We start from the raw sequence: 18991 nt of genomic DNA on the forward strand, positions 1-18991 counted from the left end.
CCTTGCTATTGTATCGGGTTGCCAGAAGTGTCTGGAGATTTTTGTCGTTAAAGATTTCATCTGAGATATTGTAAACGGAGGTTGTTACGTCAAACATAATGGATTTAATACGGGTGTTGTCTGCTTCAACCTGGTTCTGGTAATGATCCAGCAATAATCTTCTGGTATACAGTATTAAGAAAAAACCGATGATCAGGATGGGTATCAGGATGGCGCTGTAGTATATGAAATATAATTGTTTTTTAACCTTTGTCCTGCTGAATAACTTGCCAAAAACAGTCAATAAATTCACACGGTTATTCCACCTTTCCATAACAACTATAACAACTGTGTACTTACATATTATAGTAAAAAAAGGAATATACGTCAAACCTGGACTGCCGGTGAAGTTATTTATGCGGCACTGCAAATAAGAACCAATAAGAATAAAATTTACAATAATATGTTGAATTTACATATTATTACATGATAATATATTCATAAACCAACCTTTCCGGAATTACCAAATCAAATTTTCCGATGCGTATGCCATCAAAACTTATTTATAAATAAAAAGGAGGTATGATTATGTATAGTTTAAAGAATATTCTCGGGATATTCTTGGTTATCATGCTTGTTGTTGCCTGTACATTTGTGCAGACTCCCATGACCAACGCGGAAAGTAATGCGGCTGCTGCAATCCTGTACGGGGATGCCAACGGGGATGGTAATGTTGACTCTCTTGATCTTGCAGCGCTGAAGTCTTACCTTTTGGGCAGAGGTACCCTGGCAAGCATGGAAGCTGCCGACACCAACGTGGACGCAGCAGTTGATTCCATAGACCTGGCAAATTTAAAGAAGTTTTTATTGGGACAGATATCCCTTCCCGTGAGAACATATGATAAAATTGCCGCTCTGACATTCGACGATGGGCCTGATACCCAGCTTACCCCTTTGGTGCTGGACAAGCTGGATAAATATAAAGTTCCTGCAACCTTCATGATGATCGGGCAGAAAGTAAATGATTCCACAAAACCTGTAATAGACAGGATAATCAGATCAGGCTGTGAAATCGGAAATCACTCCTGGGGCTATTCAAGTATGACCGGCATGTCGGCCGCCGATATCAGAAAGTCGGTCAGTGACACAAATGCAGCAATTCAAAGGTATTCGGGAACTACACCTAAATTTTTCCGCGCACCCAATCTTGCAATAAACAACACAATGCTCAGTGCCATAGACTTGACCTTTGTAAACGGCGTTACCTGCAATGACTGGATTCAGTCAACCACCGCCCAGGAACGTGCAAACTTAATAATAAACGGGGCAAGGGACGGTGCCATCTTTTTGATGCACGATGTCCAGCCGCTGCCACATCCCACACCTGAGGCCCTGGATATAATAATTCCCACTCTTCAAAAGCAAGGTTATGAATTCGTAACCTTAAGCCAGCTGTTTGAGAGAAAAGGTGTCAAATTAAGTCCCACTGACGATAAGGCATATACTTATGTACCTTAAATGACCATGGCTCATTAAAGGCATGCGGGATCAGGGTGGTTATCACAATACCGGACAGGTAAATTGAATAGTTGCAATACTAAAAAGAGGTGTTAGGCTGTAAGGCTTATGCCTCTTTTTAGTATTGCTGCCGGAAATTAAGTTACGATATTGTAACTTATTAAGCTAAGGGGCTACTAGCAAATAGCAGTATTCTTGTTTAATATAGTAATATATGGGTTTACATGAATAAGGGTGATTTGAATGAAAAAATTCTTTTATATGATAATTCTTTATTTTTTAATATTTTTGATTCCTGGCTGTATGTTTAATAGCGAAAGCAAACAGGTGGCAGCTGCGCGAAGTTCGGAGACTGATCCACAAAATAATCAAATTCCGGTATTATACGAAGATTACAAGGAAGCAACGGCTGAACAGATTAAATTGATAGATAGGGAGCTAATAAGTAAAACGGTTACCGAAAAGGATGTAAATGATATAAATATATCTATTGTTGAAATGGCTGATGATAAGGAATACTATCATTCTGTGGCAGAAACGGATAATAAGATGTATGATCTTGGGCAGGTTTCTTTAAAGAATTTATCAGACTTAAATACAGATCTGGTCACTATAAATATTTCAAAATTCTGCAATTTGGAGCTGATTCGTATTGATGGTATTTTGGGAGCGGACTACCCCCAATCAAGTTACTATATGATAAGCAAAAATACTCCAGCTTTATTTCTAAAACTGGGAGGCCATATTGAGGAGACAGACATTGATGGAGACAATTCAAATGAAATCATAGTTTCAATCGGTACCCCTACTATTACACAGATATTAAAATGTGAAGGGGCCCAGATAAAAATCGCTGATGTTAACAATATTTTAAATAATGCTCTTTCAGTTATTTATGAAAAAAACTATTTTGTCGCATATTATAAGGATCAGCCTAATAAACCTCAATACTTTAAATACAATAAAAATGGTTTCAAACTGGAACTTGAAAAATAAGCAGCCAGCTGAAGATATAGCAGCACCAGTATGAATAATTAAAAAGCAACTGACCCATGTGGAAAATTAAAAATTACATTGCCAATAATTACTACGAGCAAGTATTAAAGGGGAGAAAAAAATGAAAATTGGGAAACCAGGAGTATTTATATTTTCAGCTGTAGCTGTAGCCGCTATAATTCTGGCAGGGGCTTTGTATACTTCAAATGGTGCAGCAGGGCCGGCTGACAATGAGGATAAGATAGCCATAAAAGCCCCTGCTGAAACATCAGAAGGCAAACTTCTGCAAAAATTAAGGTCCGAATTGCCGGCTGACAGTGTAATTACAGTTTCATATGCGGATGATTTCAATAAAGACAGCAAACCCGGGCTGTTTGCAATTGTCAACAAGGGGAAGGATAGTGGAGAGGATATCCTTGATGGCCAGGTGTGGTATGTAAGTGACACCGCCATTGAGAAAATGCTGGAGACCAGTATTTACCGGAATTCAACCGCTGTTTGGGATGTGGACAGCCAAAAATTGTTCCGACTGGAAGAGGGTTACGGGGGAAGCGGTTCCAATTCACATGTTTGGTCGGTGAGAGACGGCAAGCCGTATGAATTGAAATATGCCGGTGAAGCTCTGGAGTATGCGGGGAATAAGCAGTTTTATACCTATCCCGGCGCATTTGACATGCTGCGGGACGGCACAGGCGGTCACACCTGGAAGCCTTACTATCTCTACTTTGATGAAACAACCGGTATGTTCAGGGAATATGGCGGGATTTCAATAAGCAGAGAAGATTTATTAAAGTTGAAAAATGCATCCGGCATTCTGGATAAAATAACTGAAAAGGGTATGAAAATAACCGGAATTTTTTATCGCAGTAATGGAATTATCAATATAAACTATATGGATGAAATCTACAATTTGAACCTGACATTGACTGTAAAAGACGATACTGTGACTGTGGCCGATCCAAATTTTATAGATAATCCAAATCTTGACCAGGGCGGTATTTATAAAGCTGCAATCTTTGAGGAAATTGCAGCCTACCCTGACAAATTCATAAAATAAGGAAATATATGTACTGCTGCCGGCTGCGGATTATATAGTTATAAGCGCTGAATTTCCAAAGTGTTTGGACTTTAACACAAAAGAAAGATATAATATTATTGATTTAGCAGGAGAAAATATATGTAAATATTTATTAAGGCGGGCTGACATGTCATTTAAAAATCCGGATAGACTTAAGAAAGACAAGAATAAAGTAAAAAAAGTTACTTATGCGCCTAAGATTGGGAATAAAAACATAAAGACAAAAAAGCCAAAAGTATAAAAAAACCTGAAAAGTCCATATACTTTGCTTTATCTGTGTAAATTTTTTATATCAACTGGTACTTCCATACTAACTTCAAGCAATGATGGCACACAAAGCGCTTACTTGAAATAGTACGGTTCAAAACAGGTATTTTATTGCCGTCGCAGCAACTCGACCCATCCGGGTCTCGCATGCTGCTCAAAGTGACCTCCTGTCACTTCGCCGTCCAAAATACTTGTTTTTCACCTACAAATTTCAGCAAGCACTTTTAACCGTGCGCACCATTGCTTGAAGTTGTACTCGCGTACCAGTATAATCAGTGTAGCCTATTCAACTGCAAAACTGATATTAACTGGCACAACACGTTAAGTTGGTATAAAAGTAATATAAAGGCTTGAATACTAAATGAACGGCACCTCCCAATACAGTTTAAACAACATATGGGAGCCAATTCAAAAATATTCAAGCCTCATTCTCATTATTCAGACAACTTTAGTGTCTGCGTAATGTAAAGTATTATTAAAATGTCGGAACAGTCCAATCAACCCATTTTGCCTTATCGAAAGTATAGTTCCTGTCCGACCGGAAGACCTTGGTGTTGCTATTTTGTCCCAGCAGGAATTTCTGTATATAGGCTGTCAGTTCCGGCTGCTGTGATGCGGGGAACTGGCAATGGCCGTGGCCTCCCACAGAAGAATAGCCCATGTTGTCGGGTACGCCAAGACCTTCATATGCCATATGTGCGGCAGTTGAAGTATTAAAGCAGCTGAGGTTGCCCAACCATGTAAAATCAGGATTCTCTATTACAAGCAATCCACGGGGTGCACACAGAGCCATTAATTCATGGTGGTCATACGGCAGTTTGTTTGTCTGGCCGCTGAACTGGTTGAGAGATTTGGCGAACCAGCAATTTTCAGTAATTATCTGGGAAAGTGTCTGAACATCTTCGCCGGCCGCTTTCTGTGCATCGGCGGTTCTCCAGCCGGATGCTCCGCCGTTCCCGGATTCCTGAGGTACGGTAAGAGCAATTCTTTCGTCAAAGGCGCCAATGGCAAGTGCTCCCTTTCCATTGCGGGAACCGCCTGTCACACCCAGCTTCTTCGGGTCGATTCGCGCTGCCGGAGTCATTTCCAACGCGTCTATCAGACAGTCCACACCCCAGGCCCATGTGATCAATGCACCGGCGTCATAACTACTTCCGTACAGGTCAAAGAATTTACCCTGTCCCCTGGAACCGGCGTTATCTTCCTTTCCGATCTGGTCGGCAGGAAAAGTTATCAAGGCAACCCCCAATTTGAGTATTTCGGAGGTGTTAAGTGTGTTCATATTTACTCCTATCATAGCGGGATAAGGAGCTGTACCGGTAGTTGGATACTGGATTGCACAGCTAAAGGAAATTGATTTTCCGTTTTGGCTGCAGGTTACCGTTATTGAGTTGTTATTGAAGGAGCCTGTGACAGTCTGCGGCTTCGGCGGTTTTACACCAAATTCGAAGGCCTGGGCTAAGGCTGAAATTTCGGAACGGCGGGCTGTCCACTGGCTCTTGCTTGTAATACGAGTACCTTTCTTGCTGCCGGTCTTAAACATAAAGGGGTCGGGAAGTTTGGCATTTGGCTGCAATGAACCAAAGGATGGGATTTGTATAGGTTCCAGAGGTTCTCCTACAGGTAATCCGTCAATGGTTCCCAGCAGGAATTGTTTTAAATATGACATATCGATTGCATCTATGCTGCCGCTTAAATCTACATCAGCAGCTTCTTTCCCCTGTCCGCCCGGAAAAGTGCTGATCTTTCCGAGCAAGTATTCTTTCATCAATGAAAGGTCAATAGCATTAACTTCCCTATCGCCGTTCAGGTCTCCATAAACCAGGTCTGATGCCATACGGACATCAGGCATTGCCAATAGACATATCGAAAGTGATATACAAACTAAAAACGCTATGAACCTTTTGATATTTTTTAAATGCACGTACATAAATTTTACCTCCTGTATTTTTTAATGTCAATTTTCTAAATAAACCTGAACAGGTTGTACATTTTGCCGGTTTATCTTAATCATTGGTTTTTTATGTATCAGTAGAAAATGGAGGAATATACTACAAAAAAATTCATTACGTGAACAGCTTGTCCGGATTAATACAAATGATAATTCATTTCAGAATTTTCAAATCTCATTTATAAAGCTGAAGCAGTAAAAGATATACAGTAAAATAGATGTAAAAACACCTGCGCTGTCATTCTCCTTATTTTTTACCTTTACCTTTTAACACCGTATTTAGATTTCATACGTATTTAATAGAGTATGTACATTCAAGTCTTGTCCTGCATGTTAATCACCCCCTTTTCATGAACCACGGCAAAACGGCTGCATATGGCTGAGGATAGCCTTTTATGAAAATAACAGGATTTTACCGGGGCGTTTTACAGAATTTGGTAATAAGAGTATATCATATTAGATACGGCATGTAAATTAAAATATACCTGTAGTCCGGATTCCTTATGTGTGCGCATAAATGTATAATATTTTAAAAGGGCATTGGCAGTCAAGATAAAATACCGGTCTCATGTTATGCTTTATTTAAGCCAAATAAGGAGGTAATCTTATGCACGCATGGGAACAGATACAAAAAACCGTAGACTATATTGAGGAACACATTTCTGAAGAAATCAAAATTGAAACTTTAGCACAGCTTGCATCGCTGTCTCAGTTCTATTACCAGAGATTGTTCTGCAGACTGGTAAAGAAACCTGTAAATGAGTACATCAAGCTGAGAAGGCTGGCCAGAGCATCGGAAGCACTGTTTAACAGAGAAGGAAAGATTCTGGATATCGCGTTGGATTTTGGCTTTTCTTCACACGAAATATTTACCCGTAATTTTAAAAGCGCTTTCGGAATGACACCTGAAGAATTCCGGTCGAAGCCTGTGAGACTAAATAATTATGTAAAACCGCAATTACTTTTGAATTACACACTTGTTGATGAAAATGTACCACTCATTACCGATGGAATTATTCTTGAAATCACCCGAAAAAGGATAGCTGCTCCACAATACTTCGCGGGACTTACGGCAGAAGAGCCCATTGAACAGATGCCTGGCGGCGGTGGGACAGGAATAGATACATTGGGGGCACTATGGGACAGCTTTCATGCTGCAAAGGCCGGAATACCCGGAATACAACCTGATGGTGCCGAACTTGGTGTAACTTTTCCGGGAACCAGAGAAGGCTGATATTGCTACTTCGCTGGTGCTGAGGCCGTTCCCGGCAGTGATTCCGGAGATTTCACAGACTGGGTCCTGCGGGAGGGCGAATACATTGTATGTCACTTCGAAGCCGAAGATTTTGAGCATCTTGTTATGGATGCGGTGTATAAGGCTCACCGCTATCTTTTTGAGACCTGGCTGCCGAATCACAGTATGAATGTCAGTCCTTTTGCGGCAGAACGGTACCCAAGTCATAGCCCTGATACAACAAGCATGGAAATATGGGTTAAACCGGTATGAAATATCCGGCGGATTTAAAATGCAGGCAAAGAACGGAGATTATTGTATGGAATGGAGTAAAATATATGGTCCGGACAATCAGCCCGGATTAGATGACATAAGTAAATGATAAATGTTACGGATCATATGATTCTATATGATGTAACAAAACTGATAGGGATTAGGGCAGGGTCAAAGTAAATAAGAGAATAACAAGTTTGCTGCATTTATTCCTCACAGAAATTTTATTTTATGAAAATCAGTTAAGCCTCATGCAGAGTCTATTCGATCACATGAACTATACATCTGGCCTTTGTACCGTCTTCAGCGGCGTAAATATAGGCAGTGCCTTTCTTTACGGCTGTAATTTTACCTGAGCTGTCTACTGTGGCTACATTGGAGTTGCTTGAAGACCAGGTTGGCGGATTGCCTGAAGAAACCTGTGCTGAAATGGCCGAAGCCGTGCCTTTTTTGAGATTGATCTCTGCGGCACTTAAAGTGATGACAGGTTTTTCTACCGACACCCTACAGACCTTGGATACCCCGTCAACTGTCGCGGTGATGTCGGCAGTTCCATTTTTAACTGCGGTCACGTTACCGTACTCATCGACCACCGCAACACTCTTCTTGTTGGTTTTCCAGCTGGGCGAAATGCCTGAAGAAACCGTGGCCGACAGCTTAACTTTCTGACCCCGGTATAATTTGATATTTGTTTTGTTCAATTGAACAGTCGGAGCTTTCACCTTGAGTTTGCAGGTGGCAGTGCTGCCGTCGGCAGATGCGGTTATTGTTGTCTCACCGGGTTTCAAACCGGTAATATTTCCATTGTCATCAATTACAGCAATGCTTGATTTGCTGCTTTTCCAGGTGATTTCAGCCTTGTTGGAGGCTGCAGCGGAGAGTTTGAGCTTTTCGCCCCGTTCGATGGAAGCGCTTGATTTACTGATAGTGATATTCGTTTTATTTACTTTGACTTTACAGGAGGCTTCCGCATTTTTGATTTTGGCAGTCAGGGTAACGGAACCTGCCTTTTTTGCCGTAACTTTGCCATAGGTATTGACAGAAGCAATACTTGAGCTGCTGCTCTTCCAGGTTGGCTGTTTGCCGTTGGAAGTAATGGCTAAAATGTAAAATTCATTGCCGATATCAACAGAAGCATTGTATTTTGAGAGAAGAACAAATGAAACGGAATTTGAGGAGCTTGCATATGTGGTTTGAACCTGAAAAGAGAAAGTAATCAGAACAATACATAAAAAAACTGATAATAGGGATTTCCTTTTGTGAGACATAAATATCCTCCATTCATAGAATGTGAGGAATAAATGCCCGAAGGGAACAGCAAACTTTATATCAGTTTAACATATATGTAATAAAATGTAAACGGGTATATGTGAAATATTGGCTATAGCTGAACCGGTCTTAATAAATGGAATTGCCCACAAAGTAAGTGCATGAAATTTGTGAGCAATCCATTTATTGCAATAACACTTTGAGGTGCCACTTTTGAACTGATATACAGTTCTCAAACAGTACCGTTTTTAACCTATATAGCTTTCAATCTAAGGGAAAAGCTTGCGTAATCCCCCTGGAGTTCGGGAACATTCAGGCCGAAATTCATAAGAATATCCCCGCTCATTACCAGATCTGTTCCCTCAAGCTTGTAATTTCTGGCCTCATCCAGGCCTTCCAGACGTATTCTGGACAGAGGTGCATGGGGCTGGGCCAGAACTCTGAAGAAGGTTAAAAAGGCTTCCGACTTATCTTCGGTTACAAATATCCATGCCGTCTCATTGCCCTCGAAAGGACTCAGAAGCCTGTACATATCGCCGAACTGTATTATATGCCTGATTTCCTTGTAGGTTCTGACCTGCTCCCTGACAGCTGATTTATCGGCTTTGCTGAGTTTGGTGAGATCCAGCTCATAGCCGAAATTGCCGCACATGGCTGCGTTGCCTCTGGTTTCAATAGGGGTGATCCTGCCGACCTGATGGTTTGGAACTGCTGAAACATGTGCCCCCATGGTGCCTGCCGGATACACGATACTTGTGCCGTGCTGTATCTTCAAGCGCTCAACAGCATCGGTATCGTCACTTGTCCAGGTTTGAGGCATATAATACAAAATTCCGGGATCAAAACGCCCGCCGCCTCCCGAACAGCTTTCAAACAGTATGTCGGGGAACCTGGAGGTTATCTCCTCCATTACGCGGTACAGCCCCAGAATATACCTGTGGGCAGTTTCACGCTGCCTGTCGGCAGGTAAAACCGCAGAGCCGATCTCAGTCATATTCCTGTTCATATCCCATTTAACGTAGGCTACAGGGGCTGTGGAAAGGATGTCGGAGACCATTTTAATAATGGCATCACAGACATCTTTTCTGGAGTAATCCAGCACAAGCTGATTTCTGGCCTCGGTGCGCTTGCGTCCGGGAACATGGAGGCACCAGTCGGGGTGGGCCCTGTACAGATCGCTGTCGGGCGATATCATTTCAGGCTCAAACCACAAGCCGAATTTCAATCCCAGCTGGTTTACCTTTGAAGCCAAATCCTTCAGGCCGTCAGGCAATTTCCTCTTATCTACAAACCAGTCGCCCAGTGAACAGTTATCGCTGTCTCTTTTACCGAACCAGCCATCATCCAGTACGAAAAGCTCCATTCCCAGATTGGCGCCTTCACGGGCAATATCCAGGATCTTCTCTGCGTTGAAGTCAAAATATGTCGCTTCCCAGTTATTGATCAATACCGGTCTTGAGCTGTCCCGATGCTTGCCGCGGCACAGCCGGGACCTGTAAAGTCTGTGGTATTCCCTGGACATATGGCCCAATCCCCTTTCGGAATAGACCATAACCGCTTCCGGTGTTTGAAAGCTGCTGCCGGGTTCCAGTTTCCAGGTGAAATCAAAGGGATTTATACCCATTGAAACTCTGGCGGTATCAAACTGGTCAACTTCTACCTGGGCTATAAAACTTCCGCTGTAAACAAGACTGAAGCCGTATACTTCCCCGTAATTTTCCCCCGCATTTTTTGAAAGCAGGGCCATGAACGGGTTAAGCTGGTGTCCGCTGGCACTCCGGCGGCTTTCTATGGATTGGTTCCCATGGGCTAAAGGACGGCGCTCCATATATCTTTCCCTGGCCCAGGCACCCTGCAGCTGCAGTAAATCATAATCACAGCGGGGAAGATCCACGCTCATACTCAAGGCTCTCAGTAATTTAAACTGCTGAGTACCCTCATTTGCGAGGCGGGCCGACCTTGCCACAACATTGCGGTTTTTAAAAACCGTATAGGACAGTATCACCCTGAGTGATATTAATGAGTCAAACAAGTCTATTTCGAGAGTTTCTGCTTCGTCCTCCTGTTCGGCATAGGTGGCGGGCAGTCCTTCGAGCTTGGGTTTACCGCTGTAAATACGATGGCTCTGGTATCTGAGATCGGTAATCGTGGAACCGTTCTCCAGCTGAAGCTGAAAGGCAGGAGTGCGGAAGTCTCCATTTCCGTATGCAGGGTATTCCTGGGGCAGTGTATCAAGTGACAGCGCTTTATCAGAGCCGGATACGTTTGGTGAGAAGGAGGCCCTTTCCTGCATTTTCAGTAAATTTTCAAAATTTGAATTCCTTATTCCCTTGCCCCAATACAGGTGTGCCAGGTGCCCGCTTTCCAGAACCCTGATTATATAACTTGCAGTATCTGTTTGTAAGTGAAAGATATTTTCCGGAGGGTTGTATAAAATAGCCATACTATCACATCCTTGATTATATTTTTGCCATGAATATATTTTACCTTGACGGTTTAAAATGTAAATGGAGGAATACTGCACTTATATGGTATAATGCTAGATATATGGCGGCGGTTATAATTTTGATCGGGAGAGTACTATGGCGGATTTTCAGTATGGCAGCAACAGGGAAAATTATGATCTGGGTTTATACCACTGCGGAATGGAAGTCTGCAGGCCCGGACATTACTACGGACCCGCAGTGAGGGATCATTACCTGATACACTACATCATGGATGGAAAAGGCATTTTTAAATATGGCGAAAAGATATACCGGCTGGAGAAGGGACAGGGATTTTTGATATGTCCCGGAAAGGTAACCTATTATCAGGCCGACACCACTGACCCATGGAGTTATTGCTGGGTGGGGTTTACCGGGTATAAGGCGCCATACTATCTGGAACAGGCCCGGCTCAATCAGGAGGAACCGGTTTTCGGCTATGACAGGGACAGTGCTCTGGCAGACTGCATACTACAAATGGTGGAGACCTATGAAACAAATATCTGGAATGAAACTAAAATATTGAGCCTGTTGTATCTGTTTCTCACTTATCTTATAGATGAAGCAGGCATACAGCCCATTAACAGGCAGATTGAAAACAGGCAGGAGTTCTATGTCAAAAAGGTAATCGAATATGTTGAAATGAATTACTCCAGGAAGATAAAAATTTCCGATATTGCAGCTTATATTGGTCTTGACAGGAGTTATCTCGGGTCGGTTTTCAGGGAATACACCCAAAAGTCCCTGCAGCAGTTTCTGCTTGAATACAGGATGAATAAGGCCTGTCTGCTGATGAGGGACAGAGAACTGGCCATCAGTGATATCTCAAGGTCTGTGGGTTATGATGATCCCCTGCTGTTTTCAAAGATGTTTAAAAGGGTAAAGGGTAAATCACCAAAACAATTCAGAGCTTACCAGCCACATACTTAAACATATAAAAATAAACGCCGAAAAACAGGTGTTTAAGAATATTGGTACAGGTACAGGGCGGATAATTGCTGAGATTCTCCGGATTGCTATAATAAAACGGTTAAAAGAAAAGGGGTATACTGACCCGGTAACTCTGGAGGATAGATTTCTTTATATAAAGGAATTTTTTGCAGAACAAATTGAGGAAGACAGAAGGAACCTTTTCGGGGTAAAGGAAAACGAAAGCTTGCTATATGCAGCGGTTGAGTTTGATGAAAATATATCCGAGTTTGATCTGCTGACCGCAGGTAGATTGGAAGGCGGAATAAATTATACCATGGCACCCATGATGTTGATTGAACAGCTGAAGGATGTACCGAGAGCCGGGTATAGAGGACTGAGGATACCTGTGGGGTATATATCACCCGGACAGGAGAAAATAGAACTTGTACTGTTTTCCATAGCAAAAAGGCAGGAAAACCAGGAGGATTTCCTGCTGTACGACAGGAATGTGACTTGATTCGTTGTGCCGGTTAATTTGACTTTCGGCATTGCAGATATATGGTTATGCTGACTATACCGGTCAATTAACCGGCACAACAGGTTAGTTCAATATTTTTCAAGCACCGGCTGTAACTGCTCATTTTTTAGAGCTTCAATCACAGTTGGAACTGTCAGCTCAAATTTGGATATGAGAGAAAAGGGCTTATCCTTTGGATTATCCTGCCCGAAAGGAATAAAGAAAACATTCTTTGTGCCCAGCAGTATTCCTATATTCCTTGCACTGATTCCAAGACCGTCATTTGTAGCTATCCCAAGGATAACGGGTTTGTTATTTCTGAACATCTCTTTAGCCATCATCAGGACAGGCGTGTCTGTGGCTCCGTCTGCAAGCTTTGACAGGCTGCAGCCGGTACAGGGCGATATGATGAATGCATCCAAAGGTATTTCCTGCTTGTTGTAAATTTCGGCGTCTGCCATTGTTTTAACAGCTTCTCTGCCGCAGATATTTTTCATTCTTTTCAAAAAGTCCGCCGCATTACCGTAGCGTGAGTCAGTGACGGCGACCTGATAGGATACCACCGGGATAACTTCGGCTCCTTCGTTGACCAGTGCCTCCAATTGAGGAAAAACTTCATGAAATACGCAATATGCTCCTGTAAATCCATAGCCTATCTTTAATCCTTTTAACAGCATAATAACCCTCCTTATTACTTGAGTATTATTATATTTATGGGCTTGATGCCGAATATATGATTAAAGCATGGAATAACCTTGAGCTTTGAGATAATACAATTTATAATAGTTATATATTTGATAGAAAAAGATATCAAATAGCCTGAAAGTGCAAGAACGATTTAGCTTTTTTGGTAATAACCAAATTTTGTGGGTGGTGTTGTCTTGCAGTTACATAATAAGCATAAAATTATATTTGAATATAAAAAACTTTATTGGCTGGGTATTTTTATTTTATTTTCAATCATACTTTTCAGATTTGTATATATTTTTGGACCGTTTTTTAACAGTGTCATGAGTCCTGCGGCGTATCTTTCCTGGCATACACTTTTCGAATTCATAAGTATATTGATATCCCTGTGCGTGTTTACTCTGCCCTATTATTCATACAAGCAAAATCACAGGCTGAGAGGATTGGTAACGGCTCATGTTTTCTTTATCATGGGCAGCATCGATATGTTTCATACTCTGAGTTATAAGGGCATGACGACTTTCCTGGTGGAAAACGGAACTGCAAACCGGGCAACAACCTTCTGGATAATTGCAAGGCTTGTCGGCGCCATAGGTATCACGGCAGTGAGCTTTATCAGGCTGAATAAAAGATGCCGGATTGACAGAAGGATACCCTTGGGTATATCCATCATATTTATAATTGCAGTATTGCTTATCGTTACATATTATCCCGGGATTTTTCCTGTAATGTATATTGAAGGCACTGGTGTGACCGCAGCCAAAAAAGGGCTCGAGTACATTGTAATTTTATTTTTTGCTTTTGCGGGCTTAAGGTTTTTAAAGCAGTACTTAAAATATAAAGACAATTCAAACCTTGTTTTTACAATAGCCATTACAGCCAGTATATTCAGCGAATTTTCATTTATCAAATACTTTTCGGTATATGACATCTACAACTATCTGGGCCATGTGTATAAGTTCCTATCATTTTATCTGGTTTTCAGAGTTGCTTTTGTCAACAACATTCAAAAGCCTTACATGGCGCTATATGAAGCTAAAAACAGGCTGAAGGCCAATGCCAGGAACCTGAACAGACTGGTTGCCGAACGGACTAAGGATCTGGCGTACAAAAATCAGAAGCTCCTTGAGGATCTGGAATATGCCAGGGATATTCAGAAGGCCATACTGCCCGTAAAATTACCCAACAGCGAGCAGGTAAGCTTTTTTGCACAATACTATCCAGCCGAAAGGGTAAGCGGGGATTTCTACAACATATTCAGGCTGGATGAAAAAAACATAGGAATGTATATAGGAGATGTGTCGGGACATGGGGTTCCGGCAGCCATGTTAACGGTATTTCTTAATCAAAGCATTAAAACAACAAAGGAACTGGAAGGGAACAGGTCTGAGATAATCAACCCGGCAAAAGTTCTGGAGAATCTTTACGAGCTGTACAACAAGGTTCATTTTAAGGATGATACATACATATTGGTCCTATATGCTATTTTTAATACTGAAACAAAAGAGCTGGTATATTCGTCGGCAGGGATGAATGCACAGCCTCTTATTGTAAAGAATAGAGAACAGGTGCTGGAATTGGATATCAGGGGACTGCCCATTTGTAACCTGGCAGAGATATGTCCGGCAGATTACATAGATAAAAAGATTCAGCTGGAAGATGGGGACAGGGTGTTTTTCTATACTGACGGCCTTGTGGAGCTAAATAGCAAACAGACCGGCAAAATCTTTGATACCGGGCATTTAAAACAGCTCTTGTTAAAGTATGGAGGCAGGGGCAACCTGGAGCTTTATGCCGAGATCGATAAAAATATAAAATATTTTTCAGACAACGGCGGATTGCGGGATGATGTAACTTTCTTCATGCTGCAGGTAAGCTGAATATCATAGATTTTTGAATATTTCAGTGCTGGTGTCGACTTTGTTGAGGGTATAGAGATGAATTCCCTGGACGCCATGATGCAATAACTCGTGAATCTGTTCTATGGCATATTCCAAACCTGCCTTCTTGAAATCCTCCGGATCATTCCGGTATTTTTCAAATAATTCTTTCAGCCTGGAAGGTATGTATGCACCGGATAAATCAACTATTGTTTTTATCTGGTTTATTGAGGTTATGGGCATAACGCCTGCTGAAACAGGAACAGATATTCCCGCATGTCTCAATTTTTCATAAAAACTGAAAAATTTTGAGTTGTCAAAAAATAGTTGTGTTAATAAAAAGTCAGTACCGGCTTCAATTTTTGCCTTCAAAAAATACAGATCCGATTCCTGATCACGGGATTCGGGATGAACTTCGGGGTAGCAGGCTCCGCCCACACAGAAACCGTAGTTCTGCCTGATTATCGATACCAGCTCCGAAGCGTATTTGTATGGACGGCTGTGAAAATCACCGTCGGTCATGTCCCTGGGACGGTCCCCTCTGAGCGCCAAAACATTTGTGATCTGATTGGCTTTCAATTCCTCCATGAATTTTCCCAGGAGAATTTCATCCAGGGAAACGCAGGTCAAATGTGCAAGAGCATTAATATGGCATTGCTTCTGAACGTAGGCTGCAATATCCATTGTTCTTTTGCTTGTACTGCCTCCCGCACCATAGGTGATACTTATAAAGTCGGGATTTAAGGCTTTTAGCCCGTCTAACGCACTATATACGGATAAAATATCAGTATCATTTTTTGGAGGGAATACCTCCAACGAAAATACGGTTCTTTTTTGAGTATAAATGTCCTTTATCAATTTTGATTCCCCTTTATATAGGTTTTGACCCGCCGGTTAAATAAATTATAGCATCAAAAAAGAAAAATACACAATATGATATTGAAACCATTTCCACTTTATTTTATAGTAGGAGTAGAGTCAGTGTACCAATGCCCATAAAACATTTATGAAGGAGGCGGTCAAATGTTTGGTAAAGCGGAAAAGGAACAATTGGAAAAAGTGTTGAGGGATGCAATCGGCAATAAGGAATGTGTCGGTGCAAATATGATGATTATAAAAAAGGGAAAGGAAATCTTCTATCACGAAGACGGCTGTGCAGACCTGGAAGAGGGACTGCCTGTAAAAAGGGATACAATTTTCAAAATGTATTCCATGACCAAGCCGGTTACGGCAGCAGCAGCCATGATTTTACTGGAACGCGGTGCGATAGATTTGTATGAGCCTGTGAGCAAATTCCTTCCGGGTTTCAAAAATCAGGCGGTGGCAGTGGGAGATCAGCTGTTTTCTGTGGAAAGGGAAGTAAATGTAAAAGATTTGCTTTCAATGACCTCGGGGCTTGTATATGGGGGCGATGACAAGGCTGGAAGGGAAACGGAGGCACTGTTTGAGGAGATTGACAGCAGGCTTTTGGGCGACAACCCTTTCAATACATATGAAGCCATGAACAGGCTGGGAAAATGTGCCTTGGCTTTTCAGCCCGGAAGTGCATGGCAGTACGGGGCCTCGGCCGATGTATTGGGAGCTGTCGTGGAAGTGGCCGGAGGTATGAGGTTTGGAGAATTTCTTGAAAAGGAGATATTTAAACCTTTAGGCATGAAGGACACTGCTTTCTGGGTGCCAGACGAAAAGCGAAGCCGCCTTGCTAAAACCTATGAATATGACAAAAATGGGGAGCTGATACCTTACCAAGGCAACCATCTGGGTATAATAAGCGGCATGGACAGGATTCCTGCCTTTGAATCCGGAGGTGCAGGCCTTGCATCTACAATTGATGATTATGCACGGTTTGCAGGTATGCTTATGAATGACGGAAGTTTGGACGGTGTTCGGATTTTAAAGCCCAAGACAGTTGAATATATGACGTCCTGCACTTTAAATCCCGAACATCAAAAGTATATTTGGCCCGCCCTTGGAGGATACAGCTATGGAAATCTCATGCGGGTGATGGCCGACTGCAGCAAGGCAGGCATACTGGCCAGCCCCGGAGAGTATGGTTGGGATGGCTGGCTGGGAGCATATTTTTGCAACTGCCCCAGGGAGAAGCTGACCTTCCTGGTTATGATGCAGAAGACCGACAGCGGGACAACAGCGCTCACCAGAAAGCTGAGAAATATTATACTTGGTGCATAAAGCAGGAGGCAAGCGTACATGTTTACAGATACCATAAAAAAATATATACTGGCCGGCTTGGGCTCCATATCTTTAGCTTTGGGCATTATAGGCATTTTCGTTCCCGTTCTGCCAACGACACCTTTTTTGCTGTTGGCGTCATTTTGCTATGTCCGGAGTTCAAAAAGACTTCATGGCTGGTTAATGAACCATAAAGTATTCGGCAGGTATTTGGAAAACTACATAAACCACAGAGCGGTGAAAAGAAGTGTAAAAATATATGCATTGGTTTGTTTGTGGATTTCCATGTCTGTTTCCATATTTATGGTAAAAAGTATTCATTTAACTGTACTTCTTTTGCTGATAGGTCTGGGTGTCAGCATTCACCTGCTTAAACTGAAGACAATAAAAGAGTAAACATAAAACCGGATTAATAAAGCCGCAGAAAACCATAAGATTATGAGGTTCTGCGGCTTTGCTTTACATATGTAATTTTTACATCAACTGGTAACTTCCGTACTAACTTCATAAAATAAGGACGCACCCAAAACAATTGAGGTAGATTGTATCGCCTCATTTAAAGCGGTTTTGCCGTCGCTCAAACTCGACATCCTGTCTCGATTTGAAGCTCAAAGCAGCGTCCTGCTGCTTTGCCGGCAAAACCGCTTTACCTTCGTCGACAATCTACCGCAATTGTTTTTAACTGTGCATCTTATTTTATGAAGTTGTACTCGTGTACCAGTTGATTTTGATTAAAATCTATCTGTAAAGCAATACAAAATTTCAAATAGCACAACAGGTTAACTTAACTTTACCTCTGGCTCTTATCGTAAGGTATACCCTCGGCTTTTGGCGCTCTTGACTTTTTGGATGTAAATGCCAGCACCACCATTGTGGCCAGATAAGGAAGCATTTTGTAGAAGGTCTGATTTATATCCAGAGCATCCAGGAAGGGGATAAGTGCAATGGAATAGGCCAGAGTACGCAGGAAGGCGAAAAAGAGGGCTGCGAACAAAATCTTTATGGGCTTCCACTGTCCGAAAATCATTACGGCAAGTGCAAGAAAACCGAAGCCTGCAACCCCCGTATGACCGTTGATATTTCCATCCATAACGCCTACTGCGTAGAAAAATCCGCCGATACCTCCCAGAATACCTGAAATACTCACACCTGCGTAACGCATAAAATAAACATTTATACCAACGGAATCGGCTGCATGGGGATGCTCACCGCAAGCCCTCAGGCGCAGACCGAATTTTGTCTTGTAAAAGATTACAGTAGCTATCAGCAGGAAAAACAGGCCTATATACACGGTGATATAAGTGTTCTGAAAAAACATTCTGCCCAGTATGGGGATATCTTTCAAACCAGGTATACCTTTAATGTAAAAGTCAACGTCGGTAGTTATTCCGTCGCTGTTGAAATACATTTTGGCAAAAAGCAGCATTGCAGCAGGAACCAGCATATTTAATGCCGTACCTGTAATTGTTTGATCGGCTTTCATGTTCACGGCTGCAAAGGACAGCAGCAGGGAATATATAAAGCCGGCTACTGCGGCCACTGCCATGCCCAGAAGCAGTATCAGCTGCGGGTCCATGGAATTGCCCTGAATCAGGTAAACAAACAGACAGCCGAACAGGGCACCGAACATCATGATACCTTCAAGCGCGATATTTACTACACCGCTGCGTTCGCTAAACATACCGCCCAGCGCTACCAGAAGCAGTGGAATGGCTACCGGAAGCGTATTTTGAATCAAATAATATATAGTGTCCATA

The 18991-nt window shown here is 42.2% G+C and carries 16 protein-coding genes; 9 read left to right on the forward strand and 7 right to left on the reverse strand.

Annotated features, from left to right (window positions below):
- Positions 1-292, reverse strand: a 292-nt coding sequence (locus CTER_RS24835; RefSeq protein ID WP_004630565.1) for a hypothetical protein, incomplete at its 3' end; no start/stop codon positions are given.
- Between the two features lie 275 nt (positions 293-567).
- Here CTER_RS24835 and CTER_RS24840 point away from each other — a divergent pair.
- From CTER_RS24840 to CTER_RS24850, 3 genes are all read left to right on the forward strand, one after another.
- A complete protein-coding gene (locus CTER_RS24840; protein WP_004630580.1) occupies positions 568-1497 on the forward strand; it encodes a polysaccharide deacetylase family protein in 930 nt (309 codons plus the stop codon).
- Between the two features lie 243 nt (positions 1498-1740).
- Positions 1741-2493 (forward strand): hypothetical protein, encoded by a 753-nt coding sequence (locus tag CTER_RS24845; protein ID WP_004630619.1) that lies wholly within the window; start codon positions 1741-1743, stop codon positions 2491-2493.
- A 121-nt stretch (positions 2494-2614) separates the two neighbouring features.
- Positions 2615-3550 carry a hypothetical protein gene (locus CTER_RS24850; RefSeq protein WP_004630618.1) on the forward strand — a complete coding sequence of 312 codons (936 nt, stop codon included), beginning with the start codon at positions 2615-2617 and terminating at the stop codon, positions 3548-3550.
- Positions 3551-4313: 763 nt separating this feature from the next.
- Here the strand turns inward: CTER_RS24850 and CTER_RS24855 are convergent.
- Positions 4314-5768, reverse strand: coding sequence for a dockerin type I repeat-containing protein (locus CTER_RS24855; RefSeq protein ID WP_004630590.1), 1455 nt, complete (start codon positions 5766-5768; stop codon positions 4314-4316).
- Positions 5769-6396: 628 nt separating this feature from the next.
- On the opposite strand from CTER_RS24855, the gene CTER_RS24860 reads away from it, so the two are divergent.
- Positions 6397-7023 (forward strand): helix-turn-helix domain-containing protein, encoded by a 627-nt coding sequence (locus CTER_RS24860; RefSeq protein WP_004630570.1) that lies wholly within the window; start codon positions 6397-6399, stop codon positions 7021-7023.
- Between the two features lie 533 nt (positions 7024-7556).
- On the opposite strand, the gene CTER_RS24865 is transcribed toward CTER_RS24860, so the two are convergent.
- Both CTER_RS24865 and CTER_RS24870 read right to left on the reverse strand, forming a co-directional pair.
- Entirely contained in the window at positions 7557-8564 is a 1008-nt protein-coding gene (locus CTER_RS24865; protein WP_004630596.1) for an Ig-like domain-containing protein, read from the reverse strand.
- 254 nt (positions 8565-8818) lie between these two features.
- Positions 8819-11008: an alpha-galactosidase gene (locus CTER_RS24870; protein WP_004630642.1), complete on the reverse strand. Its 2190-nt coding sequence runs from the start codon at positions 11006-11008 to the stop codon at positions 8819-8821.
- A gap of 139 nt (positions 11009-11147) precedes the next feature.
- On the opposite strand from CTER_RS24870, the gene CTER_RS24875 reads away from it, so the two are divergent.
- Entirely contained in the window at positions 11148-11978 is an 831-nt protein-coding gene (locus tag CTER_RS24875; RefSeq protein ID WP_004630669.1) for an AraC family transcriptional regulator, read from the forward strand.
- Between the two features lie 28 nt (positions 11979-12006).
- Entirely contained in the window at positions 12007-12477 is a 471-nt protein-coding gene (locus CTER_RS24880) for a hypothetical protein (RefSeq protein ID WP_004630553.1), read from the forward strand.
- An 89-nt stretch (positions 12478-12566) separates the two neighbouring features.
- Here CTER_RS24880 and CTER_RS24885 read toward each other — a convergent pair whose 3' ends face one another.
- Positions 12567-13154 (reverse strand): dipicolinate synthase subunit B, encoded by a 588-nt coding sequence (locus CTER_RS24885; RefSeq protein WP_004630605.1) that lies wholly within the window; start codon positions 13152-13154, stop codon positions 12567-12569.
- 204 nt (positions 13155-13358) lie between these two features.
- On the opposite strand from CTER_RS24885, the gene CTER_RS24890 reads away from it, so the two are divergent.
- On the forward strand, positions 13359-15044 hold the full coding sequence (locus tag CTER_RS24890) for an MASE3 domain-containing protein (RefSeq protein WP_004630636.1): 1686 nt from the start codon (positions 13359-13361) through the stop codon (positions 15042-15044).
- Between the two features lie 3 nt (positions 15045-15047).
- On the opposite strand, the gene metF is transcribed toward CTER_RS24890, so the two are convergent.
- A complete protein-coding gene (gene metF / locus CTER_RS24895; RefSeq protein WP_004630540.1) occupies positions 15048-15902 on the reverse strand; it encodes a methylenetetrahydrofolate reductase [NAD(P)H] in 855 nt (284 codons plus the stop codon).
- Positions 15903-16067: 165 nt separating this feature from the next.
- Between metF and CTER_RS24900 the strand changes: the two genes are divergently transcribed.
- Positions 16068-17234 (forward strand): serine hydrolase domain-containing protein, encoded by a 1167-nt coding sequence (locus CTER_RS24900; protein WP_004630563.1) that lies wholly within the window; start codon positions 16068-16070, stop codon positions 17232-17234.
- 18 nt (positions 17235-17252) lie between these two features.
- Complete coding sequence (locus tag CTER_RS24905; protein WP_004630591.1) at positions 17253-17630, forward strand: YbaN family protein; 378 nt, start codon at positions 17253-17255, stop codon at positions 17628-17630.
- Positions 17631-18024: 394 nt separating this feature from the next.
- On the opposite strand, the gene CTER_RS24910 is transcribed toward CTER_RS24905, so the two are convergent.
- Entirely contained in the window at positions 18025-18990 is a 966-nt protein-coding gene (locus CTER_RS24910) for an ABC transporter permease (RefSeq protein WP_004630583.1), read from the reverse strand.
- Position 18991: the final 1 nt, after the last annotated feature.

It is taken from the genome of Ruminiclostridium cellobioparum subsp. termitidis CT1112 (assembly GCF_000350485.1).
Taxonomy (GTDB): Bacteria; Bacillota; Clostridia; order Acetivibrionales; family DSM-1351; genus Ruminiclostridium; species Ruminiclostridium termitidis.

Bases quoted from the DNA above. Each gene is read 5' to 3' on its own strand.
- CTER_RS24840 (WP_004630580.1), top strand. From the start codon at position 568: ATGTATAGTTTAAAGAATATTCTCGGGATATTCTTGGTTATCATGCTT.
- CTER_RS24845 (WP_004630619.1), top strand. From the start codon at position 1,741: ATGAAAAAATTCTTTTATATGATAATTCTTTATTTTTTAATATTTTTG.
- CTER_RS24850 (WP_004630618.1), top strand. From the start codon at position 2,615: ATGAAAATTGGGAAACCAGGAGTATTTATATTTTCAGCTGTAGCTGTA.
- CTER_RS24855 (WP_004630590.1), bottom strand. From the start codon at position 5,768: ATGTACGTGCATTTAAAAAATATCAAAAGGTTCATAGCGTTTTTAGTT.
- CTER_RS24860 (WP_004630570.1), top strand. From the start codon at position 6,397: ATGCACGCATGGGAACAGATACAAAAAACCGTAGACTATATTGAGGAA.
- CTER_RS24865 (WP_004630596.1), bottom strand. From the start codon at position 8,564: ATGTCTCACAAAAGGAAATCCCTATTATCAGTTTTTTTATGTATTGTT.
- CTER_RS24870 (WP_004630642.1), bottom strand. From the start codon at position 11,008: ATGGCTATTTTATACAACCCTCCGGAAAATATCTTTCACTTACAAACA.
- CTER_RS24875 (WP_004630669.1), top strand. From the start codon at position 11,148: ATGGCGGATTTTCAGTATGGCAGCAACAGGGAAAATTATGATCTGGGT.
- CTER_RS24885 (WP_004630605.1), bottom strand. From the start codon at position 13,154: ATGCTGTTAAAAGGATTAAAGATAGGCTATGGATTTACAGGAGCATAT.
- CTER_RS24900 (WP_004630563.1), top strand. From the start codon at position 16,068: ATGTTTGGTAAAGCGGAAAAGGAACAATTGGAAAAAGTGTTGAGGGAT.
- CTER_RS24905 (WP_004630591.1), top strand. From the start codon at position 17,253: ATGTTTACAGATACCATAAAAAAATATATACTGGCCGGCTTGGGCTCC.
- CTER_RS24910 (WP_004630583.1), bottom strand. From the start codon at position 18,990: ATGGACACTATATATTATTTGATTCAAAATACGCTTCCGGTAGCCATT.